Source organism: Aminobacter aminovorans, assembly GCF_900445235.1.
Classification (GTDB): domain Bacteria; phylum Pseudomonadota; class Alphaproteobacteria; order Rhizobiales; family Rhizobiaceae; genus Aminobacter; species Aminobacter aminovorans.
Window position 1 is genome coordinate 4,929,684 of the sequence record NZ_UFSM01000001.1, and the last position, 20,986, is coordinate 4,950,669.

A 20,986-nucleotide genomic window follows, 5' to 3' on the forward strand; every position below is an offset into this window, starting at 1 on the left:
ATTCCGCTCGAACCCAGCGCTTATGATTCCTCATCGAAGCTGTTTCCGGGGAGGATCGGACCATGAGCGTGAGCGTTCAAGACTATGCACAGGAGTGTGCGGCCCAGGGGCTGCGCGGCGACTACAGCGTCTGCCGTGCGGATTTCACCGTCGAGCAGAAATACGACTACAGTCCAGCCGAGCAGGATGTCTGGCGCACGCTTTGCGACCGCCAGACCAAGCTGACCCAGCGGCTGGCGCACAAATCCTATCTCGACGGCATGTCGGCACTCGGTCTCGTCGACCGCATCCCGGACTTTCACGACGTCAGCGAAAAGCTGCGCAGGCTCTCCGGCTGGGAGATCGTGGCGGTGCCGGGACTGATCCCGGCACAGCCCTTCTTCGATCACCTGGCCAACCGCCGCTTCCCCGTCACCAACTGGCTGAGGACCCGCGACGAACTTGACTACATCGTCGAGCCCGACATGTTCCACGACTTCTTCGGCCATGTGCCGGTGCTGAGCCAACCAGTGTTCGGCGATTTTATGCAGATGTATGGTGAGAAAGCGACCGACCTCATTGCACTCGGTGGCGACGAGATGATCACCCGGCTCTACTGGTACACCGCCGAATACGGGCTGATGCAGGAACCCGGCCAGCCGCTCAAGGCATTCGGCGCGGGCCTGATGTCGTCCTTCACCGAGCTGCAGTTCGCGGTCGAAAGCGTCGACGCGCACCAGGTGCCGTTCGACATCGAGACGGTGATGCGCACCACCTACGAGATCGACAAATTCCAGCGCGCCTATTTCGTACTGCCGTCGTTCGACACGCTGAAAGATGCGTTCCAGAACAGCGACCTGGCCGCCATCATCAAGCGCTGGAAAGCCGAGCCGCCGCGCGATCCCGCGACGGTCTAGGCGTTCAGCCCAGAGCGAGCAGCACCAGGATGCCGCCGACGATCAACACGCAACCGGCTATTTCGAGCCGGTTGATGCGCTCGTGGAAGAAGAAAACGCTCGACGCGAAAGTGAACAGCATCTCGATCTGGGCGAGCGACTTTACGATTGCGGCCTGCTGCAACGTCATCGCCATGAACCAGCCGAACGAGGCCGAGGCGCCGACGAGGCCGGTGAACAGCGCCGGGCGCCAGGCTTTGGCGATGCGGGGCAACTCGTCGCGCTCCTTCCACAGGATCCAGACCAGCATGAGCAGCGTCTGGAAGACGATGACGATGGCCAGAGTGACTGCCGCCTGCATCATGAAATTCGGCCCGCCGAGCGCCAGCGACGCCGCGCGGTAGGCAACCGCAGAAATGCCGAAGAACGTACCCGAGGCCAGGCCGATCAGCGCATTGCGGCTGAGCACCGAGGTCACCAGCGTGCGCGCGGTAAATGCGGTGTGGGCGACAGAGATCAGCATTACGCCGAAGACGCTGATGGCAATGGCCGCGACAGCACCTGCGGTTGCGCGTTCGCCGAGGAACAACAACCCGAACAGCGCCGCCTGGGCCGGTTCGGTGCGTGAATAGGCGGTGCCGACGGCAAAGTTCCGGAACGAGAACAGGTGGATCAAAAGGAAGGTCGCGGCAATCTGGCCAAGGCCACCGACCACCGCCCAGATGAAGAACGTCCTGTTCAGGGCCGGCAGTTCGTAGCCGACGGCAAAATGCAGGACCGCGACAAAGGCCAGCGCGAAGGGAAAGCCGAAACCGAAGCGCACGAATGTGGCACCGGTCGTGCCCATCACGCCTTTGAGGTGCTTCTGCACCACCGACCGCAGGTTCTGCAGGAAGGCGGCGGCAATAGTGATGGGAATCCACAATGGCATGTCGGCTCAGTGTCGGCTGGGAGGCGACCGGAGCGGCCACACTTGCGCCTCTACAGCATCGCCCTGAAATTCGGAATGGTTTTCAGGGCGATGTGTCGATTCATATGAATGGTGCGTCACATCGGTCGCGCCATTAACTCGTCACATCTCCACGGGGAGCGGTTGCCTGTCCTCGACAGCCTCGCCTCGGCCGCCTTGCGGAACCGCCGGTTTCAGGAAGAACACCATCCCAGCCACCAGGGCGAATGCCACCATCTCGTAGACCAGTGCGCGCTCCATGGCGGAGACAAAGGCAATGTGCGGAAGCTCGCTCGCGCTGCCGTCCAGTGTCGAGAAGAAGATCTGTCCGGTAACGGCGATGCCGAGGGCAGCACCGATCTGCTGGAAGGCCTGCACAGCCCCGGACCCCGAGCCTGCATCGCGCGGCGGCACCGTCGACAGCACGGTCTGGAAAAGCGACGAGATGGCTATGCCCATGCCGAAACCGCACATCAGCAGAGGCAGCACAAAATGCCAGTGGTCGACGGCGTCACCAACGCCGGCGACCACGAAACGCAGCCAGCCCATGCCAGTGCCCATGACCAGCGCGCCGGCGACGATGCGCCGCTGCGGCCAGCGGCTGCCCAGCCGCCCCGAAATGAGCGAGGCCAGCAGCACACCGATGGGAAACGGCACCGTCGTTAGCCCGGACTGCAGCGGCGTCAGCCCGAAGCCGGTTTGCAGGAAGACGGCGAGGACCAGGAAGAAGCCGGCGACGCCGGAGAAGAAGGTCATCGTCATCACCGAGCCGAGCAGAAAGTTGCCGTTGGTCATCAGGGCCACCGGCAGCAACTGGCTTTTCTCTCCCTTCGCCCGCGCCTTTTGATGCAGGAAGAAGCTGACCATTGCGCCGATAGACAGCACGATCATCACAAAGGTCCACACCGGCCAGCCATAGGCATGGCCCTCGATGAGCGGGAACACCAGCAGGAAGACAGCCGCACTGGCGATCAGTATGCCGAGCGGATCCTGCGTCAGTTCAGGCCGGCCGGGCATGTCGGGGATGAGTGCCCGGCCGGCAATGACCGCCAGGATGCCTACCGGAACGTTGACGAGGAAGATCGGCCGCCAGTCGAGGCCAAACAGGTCCGCGCTGATCAGCATGCCACCGGCCAGAGGGCCAGCGACCGAGGCGAGGCCCGCCGTCAAGCCAAACAGCGAAAAGGCGAAACCACGTTCCTGCGGCGGAAAGATCACCTGGGTGATCGCCAGTACCTGCGGCATCATCATTGCGCCGGCCAGACCTTGGAGCACGCGTGCAACGATCAAAGTCGTCATTGTAGGCGCTAGGCCGCACAGGGCGGAGAAGACAGTGAAACTGGCAACGCCGATCAGAAACAGGCGCTTGCGGCCAACCACGTCGCCGAGCCTGCCAAACGGCAGCAAGCCAAGCGCGAAGGCCAGCACATAGGCCGCCACCACCCATTCGATCTGGCTGCTCGTCGCGCCAAGGCCGGATTGCAGCCGCGGCAGCGCGACGTTGACGATGGTCACGTCGATCAGGTTCATGAAGCCCGCCAGAAGCAGGATCGCCATCGCGATCCAACGCTTGGGATAGGCATCCCCGGGCGTCGCCGGCGAGCTATGGGAAAATGTCATTTCCGGTTCCTTTGACTGCGAAGGCCGATCCTTGGATTGCCACCCCGACCTGCCGGTAGGGCACCGAACGACCATCCAGTTGTCTGCCTTCGAGATCGCATCAAGCATGCGGATAGATGTCGTTCTGAACCGCCCTGTTTCGACAGGCTCGGAAAAAACGTTGCGCCAGCGCCCCCCAGACAAGTTCGAGGCCCAAGAGTCGATCTAGGGCGAATCGTCCGGCCTGTCTAAGCCCATGCTCATTTTTGGGCCCGCGCCGGCCGGAATGTACCGCGATTTTCGTGCATGATGTTCGTCGTGGCGAATGGTGGCGGGCGATCCCAAAGCAAAAAGGACGGTGGCTGGTGCCGCCGTCCTCAAAGCAAGTCACATAACCGATTCGCGCGCCGTTACGCGGCTTCGGAAACGCCCATGTCGAAGATCGCGCGGTTGCGCCCACGACGCTTGGCCTCGTAAAGGCGCTTGTCGGCGTTTCGCATCAACTCGGACACGTTTGCTTCCGCTTCGCAGTCCGTTCCGCCGATGCTGACGGTCAGCGGCACGGCACGCTCGTCGCTCGGCTGGAAACGCAGCGCCTCGACTTCGCTGCGAATGCGCTCGGCCACCAACTTGGCTTCGTCGACCGTCGCGCCCACCAGGAACGCGCCGAACTCCTCGCCGCCGATGCGGCCAAGGATGTCGCCGCTGCGCACGCCGCGGGTGATCGCGGCTGCGATCTGCAGCAAGGCCTGGTCGCCGGTCAGATGGCCGAAACTGTCATTGATCTGCTTGAAGTGATCGGCGTCAATAATCAGCAGCGCGCCGCGGTCCGACTTGCGCCGGCTGCCGTCGAGCGCGGCAAAGAAGTTCTCACGGTTGAGCATGCCAGTCATCTCGTCGCGGCTCGCCTTTTCCGACAGGCGGCGATGGGCGGCGGCGAGTTGGGAGTGGGCCCGCGTCAAATCTTCATGGGCAAGCTTCAGCGTTCTTTCCTGCATGAAAGTGAAGAAGCCAAGCGGGGTTGCAATGAACAGCGGACAAAGCAAGCACATCAGCCAGGCGATTGCGCCAACTTTCCCCCCCAGTGCCGGCACGATCGTCAAGACCAGTGCAAGCGAACCCAAGATCGAAATCAAGGTCACAGCGGTTGTTTTAAGAACGACGATTCTCATTTCGACTCCCTGCCGGCTTTGAAATGCCAGCATCAACTGAAGGTCATCTTTCATCGATAGTTAAAATTTGACCCACCTTGTTGAATCAGGTGTCCTCCGAATTTTGGCCATTGTCGAGTGCCAAGCTGGCCTTATGCGGGTGCTTCCAAAATTCTCGAACCGTGGCATAAGGGCGTCATGACCGACACACCCGATCCCGCTCGCTTCGATCACGTCACCGACTGGGTCTTCGACCTCGACAACACGCTGTATCCACACCATTCGAATCTGTTTTCGCAGATCGACGTGAAGATGACTGGCTATGTAGCGGAGCTGCTGACGTTGTCGCGCGAGGACGCGCGCAAGCTGCAGAAAGAGCTGTATCTCGAGTATGGCACCACGCTGAACGGACTGATGCAGCGCCACGGCATCGATCCCGACGCGTTCCTTGAGCACGTTCACGACATCGACTATTCTTGGCTGGTGCCGGACCCGGTGCTGGGTGCTGCGATCCGCCAGTTGCCGGGCCGCAAGTTCATATTCACCAACGGCAACCGCAGCCATGCCGAGCGCACCGCGCGCCAGCTCGGCATCCTTGACCATTTCGACGACATATTCGACATCGTCGCCGCAGGGCTTACGCCCAAGCCGGCGCGCCAGCCATACGAGACCTTTGCCGCCCTGCACAAGGTGACCGGCGCCAACGCCGTGATGTTCGAAGACCTTGCACGCAACCTTTCGGTGCCGAAGTCGCTCGGCATGACCACGGTGCTGATCGTGCCGCGCAATTTCGAACCGACCTTCTCCGAGATATGGGAGAGCGATCCGACCCACGAGGACGACGTCGACTACGTCACCGACGATCTCGCGAACTTCCTGACAACGATCGTCGAGGCCAACGCCGCTTGAGCCGCTTCACCTCCGTCGAGGCGCGGATCGATGCGGCCGCACATGCCGTCCTCGACCGCCTGCCCGAAGGAGGTATCTCGGGCGCGGTCGTCGAATTCCTCGTCTTCGGGCTGAAGCAGGCCTGGGCCTGCCTGTTCGGCGGCGCCATGCTGGCGCTGATCATGGCGACCAAGCTGTGCTGGCCGGATGGGGCCGCACTGGCACGCTACGACTTCCTGTTCCTCTCGGCCGTCGCCGTTCAGCTGGCAATGCTGGCACTCAAGCTGGAAAAGCCGTCGGAAGCCAAGGTCATCCTGATCTTCCACATCGTCGGCACCGCGATGGAAGTGTTCAAGACACAGGCCGGCTCATGGGCCTACCCGGAAGACAGCCTGTTCCGTATCGGCGACGTGCCGCTGTTTTCCGGCTTCATGTATGCGGCCGTGGGCTCCTACCTCGCCCGCGTCAGTCGCATCTTCGACATGCGCTACACGTCTTATCCGCCGCTATGGGCGACTGTGCTGTTGTGCGCGGCGATCTACGTCAATTTCTTCGCCCACCATTTCATCATCGACATCCGCTATGGGCTGTTTGCAGTCACCGCGGCACTCTACTTCCGCACTGTCGTGCATTACCGCGTCTTCCGCTTCCGTCACCGCATGCCGCTGCTGCTCGGCTTTCTGCTGGTCGCGCTGTTCATCTGGTTCGCCGAGAACATCGGCACCTGGTCGCGCGCCTGGATCTATCCCGGTCAGCACGACGGCTGGACGCCGGTTTCGATCCAGAAGCTCGGCGCTTGGTATCTGTTGATGATCATTTCCTTCGTGCTGGTGACACTCGTCCACCGGCCGCGGCCGCTGGACACCGGCTCAAAGGCTGTAGAATTTGGCGATGATGTCCCAGGCCTCATCGGCGGTGTCGACAAAGTCGATGATGTCCTGGTCACCGGGCGTGATCGTGCCCTGGTCGGCGAGGAAATCGAGATCGATCGCCCGCTCCCAAAATGACTTGCCGAACAGGATAACCGGCACGCGCTCCATGCGTCCGGTCTGGATCAGCGTCAACGTTTCGAAGAATTCGTCCATCGTGCCGAAACCGCCGGGGAAAACCGCTACAGCCTTGGCGCGCATGACGAAATGCATCTTGCGGATGGCGAAGTAGTGAAAATTGAAACACAGTTCCGGCGTGACATAGGCGTTGGGCGCCTGTTCGTGCGGCAACACGATGTTGAGGCCGATTGACGGCGCTCCGACGTCATCGGCGCCACGATTGCCGGCTTCCATCACGCCAGGGCCGCCACCGGTGACGACGACGAACTCACGATAATAGGACGCGGCCGAATGCTGCGAGCAGAGGCGGGCAAACTTGCGCGCTTCTTCGTAGTAGCGGCTGTTGGCCTCAAGGTTCTTGCGCTGCGTTTCGTTCTTCGCCGCCCAGGCTTCGCCGCCCGGTTCCGGGATGCGCGCGCCGCCGAACAAAATGACCGTCGAACGAATACCGCGCTCGGCGAGGATCATCTCGGTCTTGAGGAGTTCGAGTTGCAGCCGCACCGGGCGCAGGTCGCGCTGGGTCATGAAGTCTTCGTCGTTCCAGGCAAGCCTGTAGGTCGAGGCGCGTGTCTGCGGCGTGTCGGGCACGCTCTTTGAACGCTCCAGATCCTCGTCGGAGTGCGGCAGCGGCGTCCAGCCAGCCTTGTCCATTGGATTCATTCTATGCTCGACCTCAAATTTCGTTGCCCGCGACATTCCGCGGCGTCACCGCGATTGACCCCCAGATAAGCCTGAAATAGGGTCCGCGCGATTTTGTGCCAGCTTAGAAGCCTTAACCTTAACGGCCCGTAACGGAGATGTTTATGTCGAAGCCCGATCTCGCCAGCCTGGAAAAGACCATCGATCGGGCGTTCGAGGAACGCGACGGCATTTCGACGTCGACCCGTGGCGAAGTCCGCGACGCCATCGAGACCGCGCTCGACCTTTTGGACAAGGGCACGGCCCGCGTCGCCCAGCGCCAGGACGACGGCAAATGGCAGGTCAACCAATGGCTCAAGAAGGCGGTGCTGATGTCCTTCCGCCTCAACCCGATGGAGCTGATCTCGGGTGCGCCCGGCGGCGCATCGTGGTGGGACAAGGTGCCGTCCAAGTTTGACGGCTGGGGCGCTGTCGACTTCGAAAAGGCCGGCTTCCGCGCCGTGCCCTCGGCCGTCGTGCGCAAGTCGGCCTTCGTTGCCCCTGGCGCCGTGCTGATGCCGTCCTTTGTCAATGTCGGCGCCTATGTCGACACCGGCACCATGGTCGACACCTGGGCCTCGGTCGGCTCCTGCGCCCAGATCGGCAAGAACGTGCACCTGTCCGGCGGCGTCGGCATCGGTGGCGTGCTTGAGCCGATGCAGGCTGGCCCGACCATCATCGAGGACAACTGCTTCATCGGCGCGCGTTCTGAGGTCGTCGAAGGCTGCATCGTGCGCGAAGGCTCGGTGCTCGGCATGGGCGTGTTCATTGGCCAGTCGACCAAGATCGTCGACCGCGCCACCGGTGAAGTGTTCTATGGCGAAGTTCCGGCCAATTCGGTCGTCGTTGCGGGTTCCGTGCCAGGCAAGCCGCTGCCGAACGGCGAAGCCGGGCCGAGCCTCTATTGCGCCGTTATCGTCAAGCGCGTCGACGCCAAGACCCGCTCCAAGACCTCGATCAACGAACTGCTGCGCGATTGATCTTTCACTCGATCCAAAGCAACTTCGACCGGCGCGCGGAATATGTGCGCCGGTTAGCTTCGGAGGGGTGAAATGGACTGGAAGTATCTTCTGACCAGCTTCGATGGTCGCATCAACCGGGCCAAGTTCTGGGCCGGCATCGGCGTGATGATCGTCGTCAGTATCGTTGCCAACCTGCTCGACATGATGCTCGGTCTCGACATCGGCGATTCAGGCGCCGGCGTCATCTCGATCATCGTCAGCATCGGCATGATCTATTTCGCGCTGGCAATCTATGCCAAACGCTGGCATGACCGCGACAAGTCGGGCTGGTGGAGCCTGATTGCACTCGTGCCCGTCATCGGCGCCATCTGGATCCTGGTCGAACTCGGCATCCTCGAAGGCACCAGGGGCGCCAACCAATTCGGACCGGACCCACTTGCCTGACAAATCCCAGCTCTTCTGGTTGTTCTTTCGCTTCTCGGGCCGCGTCAACCGCGCGGCCTATCTGCTTGGCTTCCTGTTCATGCTGGTGGTGATGTCGTTCCCGCTCTACCAGTCCATGCGCGTGCACCCTGACAGCGGCGCCGCACAGATGTGGTCACTGCTGTTCGGCGCAACCTTCCTGACCTTCCTGTGGGCGCATATCGCCTTCAGCGTCAAACGCCTGCACGACTTCGACAAGCCCGGCCTGTTTGCAGTTGCTCTGTTCATTCCGGTGGTCTCGATCTTCGCCTTCATCGCGCTGTGCTTCTTCCCCGGCACGCCGGGTCCGAACCAGTTCGGCGACCACACGAACGCGCCGAAGTAGTCTGGGGCAAGGGTTCGGGTGCGATGTCCTACAGAACGCTCGACCCCGCCAAGATCATCGCAACCGCCGAGAGGCTGAGCCAGCGCGTCACGGAGCGTTTTCCCGATGCTGGCCCCGCCCGTGTCAGCCAGGAACTGGTGCGCCTGGCTCGCGATCTCGCCGCTTCGGCAAAGGCGCTGGAACAGCCGATCTGGTGGCTGCGTGTCCTCATCGGCCTCGCCATCGCATCGGGCGCCGGCATCTTCCTGTTCATCGGCACGATCCTGTCGTTCGACCGCATCTCGACCGGCGCCTTCGATTTCGTGCAAGGCATCGAGGCCTCGCTCAACACGCTGATCCTCGCCGGGCTCGGTTTCCTCGCGCTGATCCGCGCAGAGGAGCATATCAAGCGCAAGCGGACGTTCAGGCAGTTGCATGGGCTGCGCTCGCTGATCCATGTCATCGACATGCACCAGTTGACCAAGGACCCGGCAACACTGTCTGAAAGTTTCAGCCCAACCCCGCATTCGCCGGCGCGCATAACCAACTCCGCCGACCTCGCGCGTTATCTCGACTATTGCTCCGAAATGCTGTCGCTGACCGGCAAGCTGGCCGCCCTGTTCGCGCAATCGGTCAATGACGACGTCGTGATGAAGGCGGTCAACGACATCGAGGACCTCGGCTCAAACCTTTCGCGCAAGATCTGGCAGAAGATCACGATGATCGAAACGGCCCGGCGCTAGTTGGCCGCGACCTGTTCCGGCGGCAGCCTTGGCGAACCCTTGCCCCTGGTTTCCGCGTCGTGGATCAGGGCGACGATCCTCTCGGTCAGCGGGGCCGGCGTGCCCGCCTTGCGCGCCAACCCAAGGACCACGCCCTGCAGCGCACCGATCTCCGTCTTCCGCCGCCTTTCGAGATCCTCCCACATCGACGACCTCGCCATTGGGTCAATGGCCAGCATGCGCCTTGCCAGGCGCAGGAACAGCCAATCCGGCAGGCGCAGCACAGTGGGCAGCAGCGCAGGCGGCACGGCCGCTACCTTCGCCGGTGCGATGCCCTTCGCCTTCATCGCTGCCAGCGCCTCGTCGATCTGAGTGGCGAGGATACGGCGCCATCTGGCGTCCGCCAGTTGTGCTGCCAGGGGCAATCCCGACAAGGCCACAAGCGCGTTGTTGAGGTTCATCAAAAGCTTGCCCCACTGGACGGCCGGCATGTCGGCGTGGGTGACGACCGCAAAGCCCGCAACGTCGAGCAGCTTGCGCAAGCCCTCGTCCCCGGCCTCGATCAGCACAGTGCCGGCGCTGGCGCGGTGGACGTGAAACGGCATTTCACCTTCGGCCGACTGGACGACGTTGAACGGCACCATGCCAGCGACAACCCGGCGTCGGCCGAGCACCGCCCGGAGCCGGTCAACATTGTCGATGCCGTTCTGCAGGCTGACGACGACAGCACTTTCCGGCGCATGCCGGGCGACAAGCTCGGCCATTGCGGCGGTATCGCCGCTCTTCACCGCAACCAGCACGACATCGGCGTGCGATAGCACCGAGGGGTCGACTGCGAGCGGGATTGCACCATCGCCTAGCAGGCGATCAAAGCCATCGATGTCGCTGACCCGCAGGCCGCCGGCATTGATCGCGTCAGCGACGCGAGGCCGAGCCAACAGGGTCACGTCGCGCCCGGCCAGCGCCAGGCACGCCCCGGCGTGGCAACCAATGCTGCCGGCGCCTGCAATGACGATAGATTGGTGGTCCTTGGCCATAGGCCCTCCCCCAGCCCACTTTAAGCAGCGGCAGCCCCCGCCTGACAATGCCTGCGCGCTCCAGAACATGGCATCGTCCAGCGTCGACATGCGCCGAGCGCCTCAGGCAGACTTTCTGATCTTGCTTGCGGCGATGGTCCGGTCGCGGCCGCCGGCTTTCGCTTCCAGCAGGGCGGCGTCGGCGCGCGTCACAAGTGTCTCGACCGAACCGCCCGTAGGCGAAGCCGCCACGCCTACGGATATGGAGACCGCGCCGAGAACCTGGCCGGCATGGGAGAGTGCGACGCTGCCGATCTTGTCGCGCAGCAAGTCGGCAAGCGCCACGGCGTCCGCCTCGCCAAACGACGGCAGAAGTGCCGTAAACTCTTCGCCACCGAAGCGGAAGGCATCGCCGGAAGACGCGCAGGCTTCGCGCAGGGACTGGCCGACGAATTGCATGACGAGATCGCCCGCATCGTGTCCGAACTGGTCGTTGAAGCGCTTGAAATGGTCGATGTCGATCATCAGGCAGGCGAGCGGCTCGTCCCTGCGGTCTCGGGCGTGCCGCCGCAGCGTCTCGTCGAGGAACCGACGGTTGAACAGGCCGGTCAGCGGATCGCTCACGGCAAGGGCGGTCAGCTTCTCCTGCAATTGCAGATTGGCAATGGCGAGGCCGACATTCTCGGCGATCAGTTCGAGATAAAGCCGCGGCCCTGCCGGCTCAAGCGCGCCATCTTCGCGCTCTTCAAGATAGAGCAGCCCGATCATGTCGCCTTGGGCGGTGAGCGGAACACAGAGCGTCGCCACCCCTGGCGGATCTACATGCTGACACGGAACGTCAGCGCCATTGACGCCACTGTGATGCGAGCGTCCGCGCCGCAGGCCCCAGCATGCGGTGGCTGGGAACTCCGACGCGGAATGTTCCGGATCGAGCCACAGGCCGGCGCGTGCCAGCGCTGTCTTGCCTTCATTGAGGACATAAAGGCCGCCGGCAAGCTCAGGGAAAATCTGGGGCGCAAAGCGCACGATCACATCAGTCAGTTCCACCTGGTCACGGCATGCCTGCACGCGGTGCATCATCTGGAGGATGAGGTCTTTCATATGCTGGTCGGCAAGCCGTTCGGCGTCGAGCTTTTCGCGCTCGATCAGATTTGTACGGAAGCCCTCGATCGCGTCGCTCATCTCGCCGATTTCGTCGGCCCGACGATGGATCGGGAGCTCGACGCTGTAATCCTGCCTGGCCAGCCGGCTGACGATCCCGGTCATGTGGCGCAGCGGCGTCGCCACCCGTCGACTGAGAACGAAATAGAGCACCGCCAGAAACAGCGCCCCTGTGGTCGCCAGCATGATCTTGGCGACAAGGCTCCACCAGTTGCTGCGCTCGCGAGCCGCATCCAGTGTTGCAGTCGTGCGCACGGCGGTCAGGTCGCGAAAATGGGCGACCGTCTGGAGCAGCGCGTTCTGGACCCTTTCGTGCTCGGCGCCGAAGAGGGCCTCCTGTGCGGCCGCCTTGTTGCCATTCTGGTACGCTTCGATGGCCGCGGCTTCGATCTTGTCCAATTCCTCCGCCTGGCCATCGATCGCCTGTATCGCCGCCACCTCCGCCGGCGCTGGATCGCGTGCCGCCAGTTCCGACGTGACAGCCTCCAACCGCCGTTCCGCAATCTCGCGCGCGCGGAATGCCTGGAGATGACGTTCCTCGCCACGCATCACGTAAAGCCTCGCCTCGTCGCTGCGGACTTCAGCGCCAAGGGCGAGTTCTTCGGCCAGTGTGTCGAGTGTCAGATGTTCTTCGGCCGCGGCACGCTCCTGGAGGGCGCTGTTGGACGACAGCATGAACGAAACGCCGGAAAGCGCCGTCAGGACGACAGTGATGCCGTAGGCCCAATGGGTGATCGTGGCGATTCTCATGCCAAGACAATAGCCGTCGCTGATTGCAGGAGACTTAAGGACAGGCTTAAAATCGCTGTTGACGTCGGCCGCTGCTACCGCGGTACCGCACCTTGGCCGTCCTGCAGGGCGGCTCGAATTCACGTCACGCTTTTGCGAAGCTGGAGGCCGACGTCGCTGGTACAATCGACCGTCGTGACAGGAACCGGCGATTCGATTATCGCTGTCGCCATGAAGCTGCCTACAGATCCCGCCGAGAACCTCGCCGCCCTCATCCGCTGCCCGTCGGTTACGCCAGCCGAGGGCGGTGCGCTGACGGCACTTGAGACCATGCTGAAGCCGCTTGGCTTCGCTGTCGACCGCCCGACCTTTTCCGAGGACGGCACGCCTGACGTCGAGAACCTCTACGCGCGCCGCTCGGGCAATGGACCGCATCTGATGTTTGCCGGCCATACCGATGTGGTACCCGTCGGCGACGAGGCGGCGTGGAAGCACCCGCCGTTTTCGGCCGCGATCGACAATGGCGAGATGTATGGCCGCGGCGCGGTCGACATGAAGGGCGGCATCGCCTGCTTCATCGCCGCGGTTGCCCGCCACGTTGAAACCCATGGCGGCCCCAGGGGTTCAGTCTCGCTGCTGATCACCGGCGACGAGGAAGGCCCTTCGATCAACGGCACGGTCAAGCTGCTCGAATGGGCGGCCTCGCGCGGCGAAAAATGGGATGCCTCGCTGGTCGGCGAACCGACAAACCCCGACGCGCTGGGCGACATGATCAAGATCGGCCGCCGCGGCTCACTGTCGGCCACCATCAACGTCAATGGCAGGCAGGGCCATGCCGCCTACCCGCATCTCGCCGACAATCCGGTGCGCGGGCTGATGACGCTGGTCGACGCGCTGCTCAATCCCGTCTTCGACAAGGGCACCAAGGATTTCCAGCCTTCGAACCTGGAGGTCACCACCTTCGACGTCGGCAACCCGGCGACGAACGTCATTCCGGCCAGGGCGACCGCCACCTTCAACATCCGCTTCAACGAAACCTGGACGGCCGAGACGCTGCAGGCCGAGATCCACAACCGACTGGACAAGGCGAGCGGGCGCAAGAAGTACCGCAAGGGGCGCAAGGAGCCGATCGAATTCGAGCTGGTCTGGCGCGACCGGCCGAGCCACGTTTTCCTGACCCGCAACGACAAGCTGATCGACGCTCTTGCCGGATCGATCAAGCGCGTCACCGGACGCAAGCCCAAGCTGTCGACGACGGGAGGCACCTCAGACGCACGATTCATCAAGGACTACTGCCCGGTCGTCGAGTTCGGGCTTGTCGGCAAGACGATGCATATGGTCGATGAGCGTGTGCCGCTTGCCGAGCTCGAACAGCTGACACAGGTCTACCAGCAGTTCCTCGCAGACTGGTTCGGATGACGAAAAACTGATGCTGACAAGCAATGAAATCGAGCAGAACCTGGCGGGTGCCTGGCGGCTGATGCTGGGCAAAGCCGACGGCCTGCGCCTGCTCGACCTCAGCGCCGACGGCTTCTGGAATTCATTCTTTGCCATTCTGGTGGCGGTACCGGCACTCGTTGTCGGCTGGGCAGGCGTGTCAAACGACGTCGCGCTGGAGACGGCGACCTTCGCCGGACGCTTTGGCATCGTCGTGCGGCTCGCCATGGTCGATATCGGCGCCTGGGTCTTGCCGCTGATTGCGCTTGCGCTTGTGGCGCCGCGCGTCGGCATCGGGGACCGCTTCGTCCATTATGTCGTCGCCAGCAACTGGACGTCGGCGATCATCGCCTGGCTGATGTTGCCGGCGGCCCTCACCCGCATGCTGTTGCCGGCAGCTGAGAACGTCACGATGCTGTTGTCGCTGGCTGTTTTCGCCCTGTCCATGGCGTTCACCTGGCGCATGACCAATGCCACAATCGGCAAGGGTGCGGCGATCGGATCGGCCGTCTTCACCGGCATGTTCTTCGTTTCGCTGCTGGTGCTGTTTTCGCTTCAAGCCCTGCTCGGGATCACATTGCCGGCCTGACCCGCCGCCATGGAGCTCAACGCCAGGCAGCCGCAGCTGCGCCCAGCATCAGCACCGCCGCAACGATGGACGAGGCGGCGAAGCCGTAGCTGGCATAGAGCGGACCGAAGGCGGTGGTGCCGACCGACACGGCGAGATAGGTCACCGCGCTGTTCAGCCCCATGATGGTGCCACGCCTGCCAGGGTCGAGCATCGACAGGCGCATGACCAGCACGTTCAGCCCGAAATGGTTGCCCAGCCCCCACAAGGCCATGGTGGCGATCAGCACGGCAAAATTGCCTGCAACGGCTGATATCAGCACATAGATGGCCGCCACGCCGAGATAGGCGATCGGCATGACGCGCCGGGCACCGAGCCGGTCGACGATGCCGTCGAGCAGTGCTGCGGCACCGAAACCGATGCCGTAGGAAATAGCGGCCAGGCCGTTGGCGCTGACCGGCCGGCCGAGCGCCTGGTGCAAATGGTCGCCGAGATAGCCATAGACGCCGTAGAACGCCGTCATGAAGGCACCGCAGGCAATCAGCAGCGGCACGATTCCAGGCGTTGCCAGCGCCCCCAGCGGTGCGGGCGCGACACCTCCGGCAGGCTTGTCGTCCGCAGACATCGCTGAAATCGCCAGAAGCGCGATGGCCGCGAGCAGTGCCACTGCTGCAAATACCGCGCGCCAGTGAACGAGGTCGGCGAGCACCGCCGACAGAGACACGCCTGCTACCATCGACAGCGTCCAGCCAGTCAGCACGACGCCAATGGTCCCGCTCTCGCGGCCCGGAGGCGCTACTGCAGCGGCGCTGGCATAGATCGCCGGCAGTGCAATGCCAGCGGCAATGCCGGCGATCAATTGTGCTGCGACCAGCACGATGACCTGAGGTGCAGCAGCACTCGCCACAAGGGCTACGGCCAGCAGCGCCAGCGCGCATTGCAGCATGCGCTTGGCGCCGAAGCGGTCGATGTAGCGGGCAAGGAACAGGGCACTCGCCGCGGTGCCCAATCCGAATGCCGACGCCGCCGTCATGACCGTGGGCACGGAACTGCCGAAGCCAACCGCTACCTCGGGCGCGATCGGTCCGAGGACCAGCGAATTGGAGCCGATGACGGCAATGCAGCCCGTCAGCAGATAGGCGGCCCTGGGGATGCGGGCCACGGGTTCGGCTAGGGCAGGTAACAATTGATCAGAGTTCGACATGAGCGCATATTCGCCGAATGATGTTCAGCTTCAACGGAGAATTTCCCGATGGATGAAGAAACAGACACCGTTCGGCAGAACCGTTTGCCGGAGCGCACGGTCGACGCGGCCGACCGAAGGCTGTTAGGCGTCCTGGTCGAGGACGCGACAGTCTCCTACGCCGAGTTGGGCGAAAAAGCCGGCCTGTCGGCGCCGGCAGCACACGAACGGGTCAAGCGCATGCGCCGGTCAGGCGCCATCCGCCAGACCGTGGCGATGCCAGATCCCAAGGCGATGGGCAAGCCCTTGCTGGCCTTCGTCCATGTCGACACGAGGGGCTGGGGCAAGACACCCGAACTGATGGCCGTTTCGTCGTTTCCCGAGGTCGAGGAGATACACACCGTTGCCGGCGACGCCTGCCTGCTGCTCAAGGTGCGGACCGAGGACACGCGCGCGCTCGAAGGGCTTCTTGCGCGCCTCTACGACACGCCGGGCGTAACTTCGACACGCAGCTATGTCGTGCTGTCGACCTATCTGGAACGGCCAGTGCAGCCTGGCATCACCCAAGACTGGCCGGCGCCCAAGCACATGGCGCAGCCGCTGTATTAGGAGCTAGGTCACCGGGTAGTCGACGCCGCTGAGATACAGCCCATCGGGCGGCGCCACCTGACCGCAGGCGGCCCGATTGCGCGCCTCGAGTGCTGCCTTGAGATCGTCGGCTGTCCATCCGCCTTCGCCGACCCGTTTCAGGCTGCCGACCATCGAGCGGACCTGGTTGTGCAGGAACGAGCGCGCTGACGTCCTGACCTCGATCACGTCGTCAATACGCGCCACGTCGAGTTGGGCGAGCGTCCGCAGCGGACTGTTGGCCTGGCACTGGGTAGAGCGGAAGGTGGTGAAATCATGTCGGCCAAGCAAAAGCTTGGCGGCGGCCGCCATCGCCTCGTGGTCGAGCCGCTTGGGCACCCACCAGACCTTGCCGCGGTCGAGTGCTGCCGGCGCACGGCGGTTGAGGATGCGGTATATGTAGTGCCGGCCCGTGGCGGAGAAGCGGGCGTCGAATTCATCCGGCACCTGCCGCGCGGCGAGAATGGCAACGGTTTCGCCGGCCATCTGCAGATGTGCGTTGACGGCGTCGCGCACCTTGTCGTCGGCCCACGCCTTGGTCAGGTCGGCATGGGCAACCTGCGCGGTGGCATGCACGCCGGCATCGGTGCGACCAGCGCCACGCAACGAGATTTCGTCGCCCGAAAATTTCAGAATCGCCTGCTCGATCGCCGCCTGCACGGTATGCAGGCCGGCTTGCCGCTGCCACCCGGCATAGGCACGACCGTCATATTCGAGATCGAGGCGATAGCGCGGCATATGCTGTGAAAACGCCGGCCGCTTACGCGGCCAGAGCCGTACCGAAGGCCGAGGCGTAGACCAGCTTGCCGGTCTCGGGCGCATCGCCCCAGGCCAGTGCCTGGAGTGCGTCGCACTGGTAGTCGCTTTCGAACCCTGCTGCGCGGTCGTGGCTATAGCCGAAACGGCCGTAATAGGCCGGATCGCCAAGCACCACCGCCAGCGTCTCGCCGGCGTCCTTGAGCCGGATATGGGCTTCGCGGACCAGCGCGCCACCGATGCCGGTGCCGTGGAAATCGGGCTCGACTGCCAGCGGAGCGAGTGCGACCGCCGGAACCGTCTTGCCGCCGTTCTGGATGTAAAGCCTGGAAAACAGGATGTGGCCAACCACATCGCCGTCCTCTTCGGCCACCAGTTCGACGACCGCGTCGCCTTCGGCAACCAGCGCATCGACGAGACCGGCCTCGGCCTGCTGCCCGAAGGCGTGTTCTTCTACGAGGCGGATCGCCTCGCGGTCGCGGGGCGTAGCCGCCCGAATCGACATCATGCTCATGACAACTTCATTCCTTTTTCGATCTTGGCACCGCGCAGGAACTCATCCGCGGTGACGGGTTTACCTCCCGCCCTTTGTACCTCGACCAGCCTGACGGCAGCTTCGCCGCAGGCAATCTCCAACCGGTCGTCGAGAACCGTTCCCGGCTCTCCCTGTCCGGCGGCGCGTTGCGAGCGCAACAGCTTCAAGCGCTCGGTTCGTCCGCCGATTTCGATTTCGCACCATGCGCCGGGGAAGGGCGATAGGCCGCGGATATTGTTGTCGACCGCCGTCGCCGGGAAGGTCCAATCGATCCGCGTCTCCGCTTTATCGATTTTTTTGGCGTAGGTCACGCCTTCCGATCGCTGCGGCATTGTTTCCAGCCTGCCTGCTTCGAGCTCGGCCAGCGCCTCGACCATCAGCAAAGCCCCCACCACCATCAGACGGTCGTGCAGCTCGCCAGCCGTCATGTCGGGTCCAATCGCGACTTTTTCAAGTCGCGCCACCGGCCCGGTGTCCAATCCCTCTTCCATCTGCATGACCATCATGCCAGTCTCCGTGTCGCCCGCCATGATGGCGCGCTGGATAGGAGCCGCCCCGCGCCAACGCGGAAGAAGCGAGGCATGGCCGTTATAACAGCCCAGTCGCGTGCCTTCGAGAATGGGTTTCGGCAGCAGCAGGCCATAGGCGACGACGACGGCGACATCGGCCTCGAGGCCGGCGAAGGCGACCTGCTCGGCCTCGCCTTTCAGCGACAGCGGCGTGCGTATCTCGATGCCCAGCCGCTCGGCCTCGCGCTGCACCGGCGACGGCGTCAGCTCAAGCCCGCGACGGCCGGCAGCGCGCGGCGGCTGCGAATAGACGGCAACGACCTCGTGGCCGGCCTCTGATATTGCGCGTAGCGTCGGCACGGAAAAATCCGGCGTACCCATAAAGATGACACGAAGGCTCATTCTGCCAGGCAATCCCGCACAGCCCCGGGCGGCGTCGGCCGACCGTTCAGGCCATCGCTTCAAAAGGGTTTACAAGCTTCAGGTCAAGCCCGTCGAAGTTGCTGGCCAGCCAAGCCCTACCCCACCATGCGGCTCGGCGGACGGTCCTTGGCGAGCTTCTTGAACTTCTTCATCACCATGTCGCGCTTGAGCTTGGAGATGTAGTCGATGAACAGAACGCCGTCCAAATGGTCGATCTCATGCTGCAGGCAGGTGGCCAACAGGCCGTCGGCCTCGACTTCCTGCTCCTTGGCATTCTCATCAAGATATTTGACCCGCACCTTGGCCGGGCGCTCGACCTCGGCATAATAATCCGGGATCGACAGACAGCCTTCCTCATAGACAGAGCGGTCGTCGCTGCGCGAAACGATCTCGGGATTGATGACCGTCATCGGCGCCGGCTCCTCGCCTTCCTTGGCAAGGTCGATCACCAGCATGCGCAGCGGCTCGCCAACCTGGATGGCCGCAAGGCCGATGCCCGGCGCGTCATACATGGTGTCGAGCATGTCGCGCGCGAATTTGCGGGTGGCGTCGTCGATGCGCTCGACCGGCTTGGAAACCAGGCGCAGGAGCGGATCGGGCAGGATGATGAGCGGCTTGATAGTCATGCGCATCAACTAGGATGTCAGGCGAAAACCGTCAACAGGGCTCGATCCGGGATGTTCCCCTTTTGATCTGACCCATTGGTGCGAATCGGCTATGGTGCGGGCCATGAACGAGCTTTCCAGCATCCTGTCCTCCCCCATCGCCCAGCTTGGCGCCTCCATGCTCACGCTCGGGCAAGCCATGTTGTTCGCCGCCCTCCTGTTCGTCGCGCTGGTCGTCGTCCTGATGGTCGCGCTGTGGCGCTCGGCCAAGGCACGCGCGGTTGCTGCCGCGGAGGCCGCCGACCACGCCCGCGATGCCGAGGCCCGCATGGCGGGCATCCTGCAGGCGCAGGCCGAGATGCAGGGACGGTTGGGCACGGTGGCCGAAATCTTCGGGTCGCGCCAGGCGGAGCTGACCCAGTCGCTCAGCCAGCGGCTCGACGCCATGACCGGCCGCCTTGGCCAGACCATGGCCGAGCAGACCAAGTCGACGCATGACAGCCTGGCCAAGCTGCAGGAACGGCTGGCAGTCATCGACACCGCCCAGGGCAACATCCAGTCGCTCGCCGGCCAGGTGGTGCAGTTGCAGGCGATCCTGTCCAACAAGCAGACGCGCGGCGCTTTCGGCCAGTCGCGCATGGAAGCCATCGTCGCCGACGGCCTGCCGCTCGGCGCCTATGAATTCCAGGCGACGCTGTCGAACAACAATCGGCCGGACTGCCTGGTCAAGATGCCGAACGGCGCGCCGTCGCTGGTGATCGACGCCAAATTTCCGCTCGAGGCCTGGAATGCCATCCGGGCCGCAGCCGATGCCGAGGGTGCGTCAGACGCGCAGAAATATGCCGCCCAGGCTTTCCGGCGCGATCTCGAGGTCCACATCAAGGCCATCGCCGACAAATACCTGATCTCGGGCGAGACCCAAGACACGGCATTCATGTTCGTGCCCTCGGAATCGATCTTCGCCGAGATCCACGAGAACTTCGAATCGCTGGTGCATAGGGCCCACCGCGCCCGGATCGTTATCGTCTCGCCGTCGCTCCTGATGCTGTCGATCCAGGTCATCCAGGCGATCCTCAAGGACGCCCGCATGCGCGAACAGGCCCATCTCATTCAGGGCGAGGTCATCCGCCTGATGGAGGATGTCGGCCGCCTCGACGAACGCGTGCGCAAGCTGCAGACGCATTTCGGCCAGGCCAGCAAGGACATCGATGACATCCTGGTGTCGTCGTCCAAGGTCACCAAGCGCGGCGAGAAGATCGAAGCCTTGGAGTTCGGCAGCGGCCATGCCGCCGAATCCGAGGAAGCGCCGCGGCAGCCCGCGCGTGCGGCCGATTCCAAGACCGGCCAGCTCCGCCTGCGCGTCGTGGAAGAAGATTAGGCCTTCTCCACCGTCTCCATGCCGTCGAACTCCGGCAGCCAGTGCAGCGCCGAGCGATACCAGACCTGCTTGCGCGGCACCAATTGCTCGCGCTGGTCCGAGGTGCCGGTCCTCAGCCCATAGACCTTGGGCCCATCGCCCACGGAAGTGGCGAACAGGTGCGAGCCGCATTCGGGGCAGAAGCCCTGCGCACGCTTGTTGCCGCTCTCGCCTGTCTTGACGTAGATTTTCGGCACTCCCGAAAACGCGATCTTGTCCTCCGGCACCGGCACGGTGACGCGAAAAGCCGTTCCGGTCAGCTTCTGGCAATCGGTGCAATGACAGATGGCCGTCTTTTCGGGGTCGACTTCGGCCTTGTAGGTAATGGCGCCGCAATGGCATCCGCCTTCGATCTGCACT

At 63.4% G+C, this 20,986-nt stretch carries 22 protein-coding genes and 1 pseudogene; 11 read left to right on the top strand and 12 right to left on the bottom strand.

The features are described from left to right. Positions 1-62: 62 nt before the first annotated feature. On the top strand, positions 63-896 hold the full coding sequence (gene phhA / locus DY201_RS24315; protein WP_115733440.1) for a phenylalanine 4-monooxygenase: 834 nt from the start codon (positions 63-65) through the stop codon (positions 894-896). Between the two features lie 4 nt (positions 897-900). Here phhA and DY201_RS24320 read toward each other — a convergent pair whose 3' ends face one another. From DY201_RS24320 to DY201_RS24330, 3 genes are all read right to left on the bottom strand, one after another. Beyond that, positions 901-1,806, bottom strand: coding sequence for a DMT family transporter (locus DY201_RS24320; RefSeq protein ID WP_115733441.1), 906 nt, complete (start codon positions 1,804-1,806; stop codon positions 901-903). A gap of 141 nt (positions 1,807-1,947) precedes the next feature. Next, a complete protein-coding gene (locus DY201_RS24325) occupies positions 1,948-3,444 on the bottom strand; it encodes an MFS transporter (RefSeq protein WP_245432088.1) in 1,497 nt (498 codons plus the stop codon). Between the two features lie 389 nt (positions 3,445-3,833). Then, positions 3,834-4,595, bottom strand: a complete 762-nt coding sequence (locus DY201_RS24330; RefSeq protein WP_115733976.1) for a GGDEF domain-containing protein — start codon at positions 4,593-4,595, stop codon at positions 3,834-3,836. Between the two features lie 177 nt (positions 4,596-4,772). Here DY201_RS24330 and DY201_RS24335 point away from each other — a divergent pair, with 177 nt between their 5' ends. Both DY201_RS24335 and DY201_RS24340 read left to right on the top strand, forming a co-directional pair. Beyond that, positions 4,773-5,483, top strand: a complete 711-nt coding sequence (locus tag DY201_RS24335) for a pyrimidine 5'-nucleotidase (protein WP_115733442.1) — start codon at positions 4,773-4,775, stop codon at positions 5,481-5,483. Next, a pseudogene (locus DY201_RS24340) lies at positions 5,480-6,325 on the top strand (DUF817 domain-containing protein); the annotation flags it as partial. The gene DY201_RS24335 and the pseudogene DY201_RS24340, both read left to right, overlap by 4 nt. A 6-nt stretch (positions 6,326-6,331) precedes the next feature. Here DY201_RS24340 and DY201_RS24345 read toward each other — a convergent pair. Further along, positions 6,332-7,171 (bottom strand): LOG family protein, encoded by an 840-nt coding sequence (locus DY201_RS24345; protein ID WP_108609491.1) that lies wholly within the window; start codon positions 7,169-7,171, stop codon positions 6,332-6,334. A 143-nt stretch (positions 7,172-7,314) separates the two neighbouring features. Here DY201_RS24345 and dapD point away from each other — a divergent pair, with 143 nt between their 5' ends. From dapD to DY201_RS24365, 4 genes are all read left to right on the top strand, one after another. Beyond that, on the top strand, positions 7,315-8,169 hold the full coding sequence (dapD, locus tag DY201_RS24350) for a 2,3,4,5-tetrahydropyridine-2,6-dicarboxylate N-succinyltransferase (protein ID WP_115733443.1): 855 nt from the start codon (positions 7,315-7,317) through the stop codon (positions 8,167-8,169). Positions 8,170-8,241: 72 nt separating this feature from the next. Further along, positions 8,242-8,595, top strand: coding sequence for a DUF805 domain-containing protein (locus DY201_RS24355; RefSeq protein WP_115733444.1), 354 nt, complete (start codon positions 8,242-8,244; stop codon positions 8,593-8,595). Next, entirely contained in the window at positions 8,588-8,959 is a 372-nt protein-coding gene (locus DY201_RS24360; RefSeq protein WP_115733445.1) for a DUF805 domain-containing protein, read from the top strand. The genes DY201_RS24355 and DY201_RS24360 overlap by 8 nt, the downstream gene beginning before the upstream one ends. Positions 8,960-8,982: 23 nt before the next feature. Next, positions 8,983-9,681, top strand: coding sequence for a hypothetical protein (locus DY201_RS24365; protein ID WP_115733446.1), 699 nt, complete (start codon positions 8,983-8,985; stop codon positions 9,679-9,681). Here DY201_RS24365 and DY201_RS24370 read toward each other — a convergent pair. Both DY201_RS24370 and DY201_RS24375 read right to left on the bottom strand, forming a co-directional pair. Next, positions 9,678-10,697: a 2-dehydropantoate 2-reductase gene (locus tag DY201_RS24370; RefSeq protein WP_115733447.1), complete on the bottom strand. Its 1,020-nt coding sequence runs from the start codon at positions 10,695-10,697 to the stop codon at positions 9,678-9,680. The two genes, DY201_RS24365 and DY201_RS24370, sit on opposite strands and share 4 nt — an antisense overlap. Before the next feature lie 102 nt (positions 10,698-10,799). Continuing rightward, positions 10,800-12,587, bottom strand: coding sequence for a diguanylate cyclase (locus tag DY201_RS24375; protein ID WP_115733448.1), 1,788 nt, complete (start codon positions 12,585-12,587; stop codon positions 10,800-10,802). A 210-nt stretch (positions 12,588-12,797) separates the two neighbouring features. Here DY201_RS24375 and dapE point away from each other — a divergent pair, with 210 nt between their 5' ends. Together dapE and DY201_RS24385 are read left to right on the top strand one after the other, a co-directional pair. Continuing rightward, entirely contained in the window at positions 12,798-13,985 is a 1,188-nt protein-coding gene (gene dapE, locus DY201_RS24380; protein WP_115733977.1) for a succinyl-diaminopimelate desuccinylase, read from the top strand. A gap of 10 nt (positions 13,986-13,995) precedes the next feature. Then, positions 13,996-14,592: a transporter gene (locus tag DY201_RS24385; RefSeq protein ID WP_115733449.1), complete on the top strand. Its 597-nt coding sequence runs from the start codon at positions 13,996-13,998 to the stop codon at positions 14,590-14,592. Between the two features lie 16 nt (positions 14,593-14,608). Here the strand turns inward: DY201_RS24385 and DY201_RS24390 are convergent, their stop codons facing one another. Continuing rightward, complete coding sequence (locus tag DY201_RS24390; protein WP_115733450.1) at positions 14,609-15,775, bottom strand: MFS transporter; 1,167 nt, start codon at positions 15,773-15,775, stop codon at positions 14,609-14,611. 48 nt (positions 15,776-15,823) lie between these two features. Here DY201_RS24390 and DY201_RS24395 point away from each other — a divergent pair, with 48 nt between their 5' ends. Beyond that, positions 15,824-16,363, top strand: a complete 540-nt coding sequence (locus DY201_RS24395) for an Lrp/AsnC family transcriptional regulator (RefSeq protein WP_115733451.1) — start codon at positions 15,824-15,826, stop codon at positions 16,361-16,363. A gap of 3 nt (positions 16,364-16,366) precedes the next feature. On the opposite strand, the gene truA is transcribed toward DY201_RS24395, so the two are convergent. The 4 genes from truA to def form a co-directional block, all read right to left on the bottom strand. Beyond that, complete coding sequence (truA, locus tag DY201_RS24400) at positions 16,367-17,119, bottom strand: tRNA pseudouridine(38-40) synthase TruA (protein WP_115733452.1); 753 nt, start codon at positions 17,117-17,119, stop codon at positions 16,367-16,369. Positions 17,120-17,141: 22 nt separating this feature from the next. Beyond that, on the bottom strand, positions 17,142-17,651 hold the full coding sequence (locus DY201_RS24405) for a GNAT family N-acetyltransferase (RefSeq protein ID WP_115733453.1): 510 nt from the start codon (positions 17,649-17,651) through the stop codon (positions 17,142-17,144). Continuing rightward, positions 17,648-18,583: a methionyl-tRNA formyltransferase gene (gene fmt, locus DY201_RS24410; RefSeq protein WP_115733454.1), complete on the bottom strand. Its 936-nt coding sequence runs from the start codon at positions 18,581-18,583 to the stop codon at positions 17,648-17,650. The genes DY201_RS24405 and fmt overlap by 4 nt, the downstream gene beginning before the upstream one ends. Positions 18,584-18,699: 116 nt before the next feature. Further along, positions 18,700-19,230, bottom strand: a complete 531-nt coding sequence (gene def, locus DY201_RS24415) for a peptide deformylase (RefSeq protein ID WP_115733978.1) — start codon at positions 19,228-19,230, stop codon at positions 18,700-18,702. Between the two features lie 103 nt (positions 19,231-19,333). Here def and DY201_RS24420 point away from each other — a divergent pair, with 103 nt between their 5' ends. Then, complete coding sequence (locus DY201_RS24420) at positions 19,334-20,587, top strand: DNA recombination protein RmuC (RefSeq protein WP_115733455.1); 1,254 nt, start codon at positions 19,334-19,336, stop codon at positions 20,585-20,587. Here DY201_RS24420 and DY201_RS24425 read toward each other — a convergent pair. Beyond that, the gene (locus DY201_RS24425; RefSeq protein WP_115733456.1) at positions 20,584-20,985 is read right to left on the bottom strand and encodes a GFA family protein; all 402 of its coding nucleotides are present in this window, start codon (positions 20,983-20,985) and stop codon (positions 20,584-20,586) included. The two genes, DY201_RS24420 and DY201_RS24425, sit on opposite strands and share 4 nt — an antisense overlap. Between the last annotated feature and the right edge of the window lies 1 nt (position 20,986).

Excerpts from the sequence above, each read along its gene's own strand:
- def (WP_115733978.1), bottom strand. The coding sequence starts at position 19,230 with ATGACTATCAAGCCGCTCATCATCCTGCCCGATCCGCTCCTGCGCCTG.
- DY201_RS24375 (WP_115733448.1), bottom strand. The coding sequence starts at position 12,587 with ATGAGAATCGCCACGATCACCCATTGGGCCTACGGCATCACTGTCGTC.
- DY201_RS24325 (WP_245432088.1), bottom strand. The coding sequence starts at position 3,444 with ATGACATTTTCCCATAGCTCGCCGGCGACGCCCGGGGATGCCTATCCC.
- dapD (WP_115733443.1), top strand. The coding sequence starts at position 7,315 with ATGTCGAAGCCCGATCTCGCCAGCCTGGAAAAGACCATCGATCGGGCG.
- DY201_RS24420 (WP_115733455.1), top strand. The coding sequence starts at position 19,334 with ATGAACGAGCTTTCCAGCATCCTGTCCTCCCCCATCGCCCAGCTTGGC.
- truA (WP_115733452.1), bottom strand. The coding sequence starts at position 17,119 with ATGCCGCGCTATCGCCTCGATCTCGAATATGACGGTCGTGCCTATGCC.
- DY201_RS24335 (WP_115733442.1), top strand. The coding sequence starts at position 4,773 with ATGACCGACACACCCGATCCCGCTCGCTTCGATCACGTCACCGACTGG.
- DY201_RS24405 (WP_115733453.1), bottom strand. The coding sequence starts at position 17,651 with ATGAGCATGATGTCGATTCGGGCGGCTACGCCCCGCGACCGCGAGGCG.
- DY201_RS24370 (WP_115733447.1), bottom strand. The coding sequence starts at position 10,697 with ATGGCCAAGGACCACCAATCTATCGTCATTGCAGGCGCCGGCAGCATT.
- DY201_RS24330 (WP_115733976.1), bottom strand. The coding sequence starts at position 4,595 with ATGAGAATCGTCGTTCTTAAAACAACCGCTGTGACCTTGATTTCGATC.
- DY201_RS24395 (WP_115733451.1), top strand. The coding sequence starts at position 15,824 with ATGGATGAAGAAACAGACACCGTTCGGCAGAACCGTTTGCCGGAGCGC.
- dapE (WP_115733977.1), top strand. The coding sequence starts at position 12,798 with ATGAAGCTGCCTACAGATCCCGCCGAGAACCTCGCCGCCCTCATCCGC.
- DY201_RS24345 (WP_108609491.1), bottom strand. The coding sequence starts at position 7,171 with ATGAATCCAATGGACAAGGCTGGCTGGACGCCGCTGCCGCACTCCGAC.
- DY201_RS24320 (WP_115733441.1), bottom strand. The coding sequence starts at position 1,806 with ATGCCATTGTGGATTCCCATCACTATTGCCGCCGCCTTCCTGCAGAAC.
- phhA (WP_115733440.1), top strand. The coding sequence starts at position 63 with ATGAGCGTGAGCGTTCAAGACTATGCACAGGAGTGTGCGGCCCAGGGG.
- DY201_RS24355 (WP_115733444.1), top strand. The coding sequence starts at position 8,242 with ATGGACTGGAAGTATCTTCTGACCAGCTTCGATGGTCGCATCAACCGG.
- fmt (WP_115733454.1), bottom strand. The coding sequence starts at position 18,583 with ATGAGCCTTCGTGTCATCTTTATGGGTACGCCGGATTTTTCCGTGCCG.
- DY201_RS24365 (WP_115733446.1), top strand. The coding sequence starts at position 8,983 with ATGTCCTACAGAACGCTCGACCCCGCCAAGATCATCGCAACCGCCGAG.
- DY201_RS24390 (WP_115733450.1), bottom strand. The coding sequence starts at position 15,775 with ATGTCGAACTCTGATCAATTGTTACCTGCCCTAGCCGAACCCGTGGCC.
- DY201_RS24385 (WP_115733449.1), top strand. The coding sequence starts at position 13,996 with ATGCTGACAAGCAATGAAATCGAGCAGAACCTGGCGGGTGCCTGGCGG.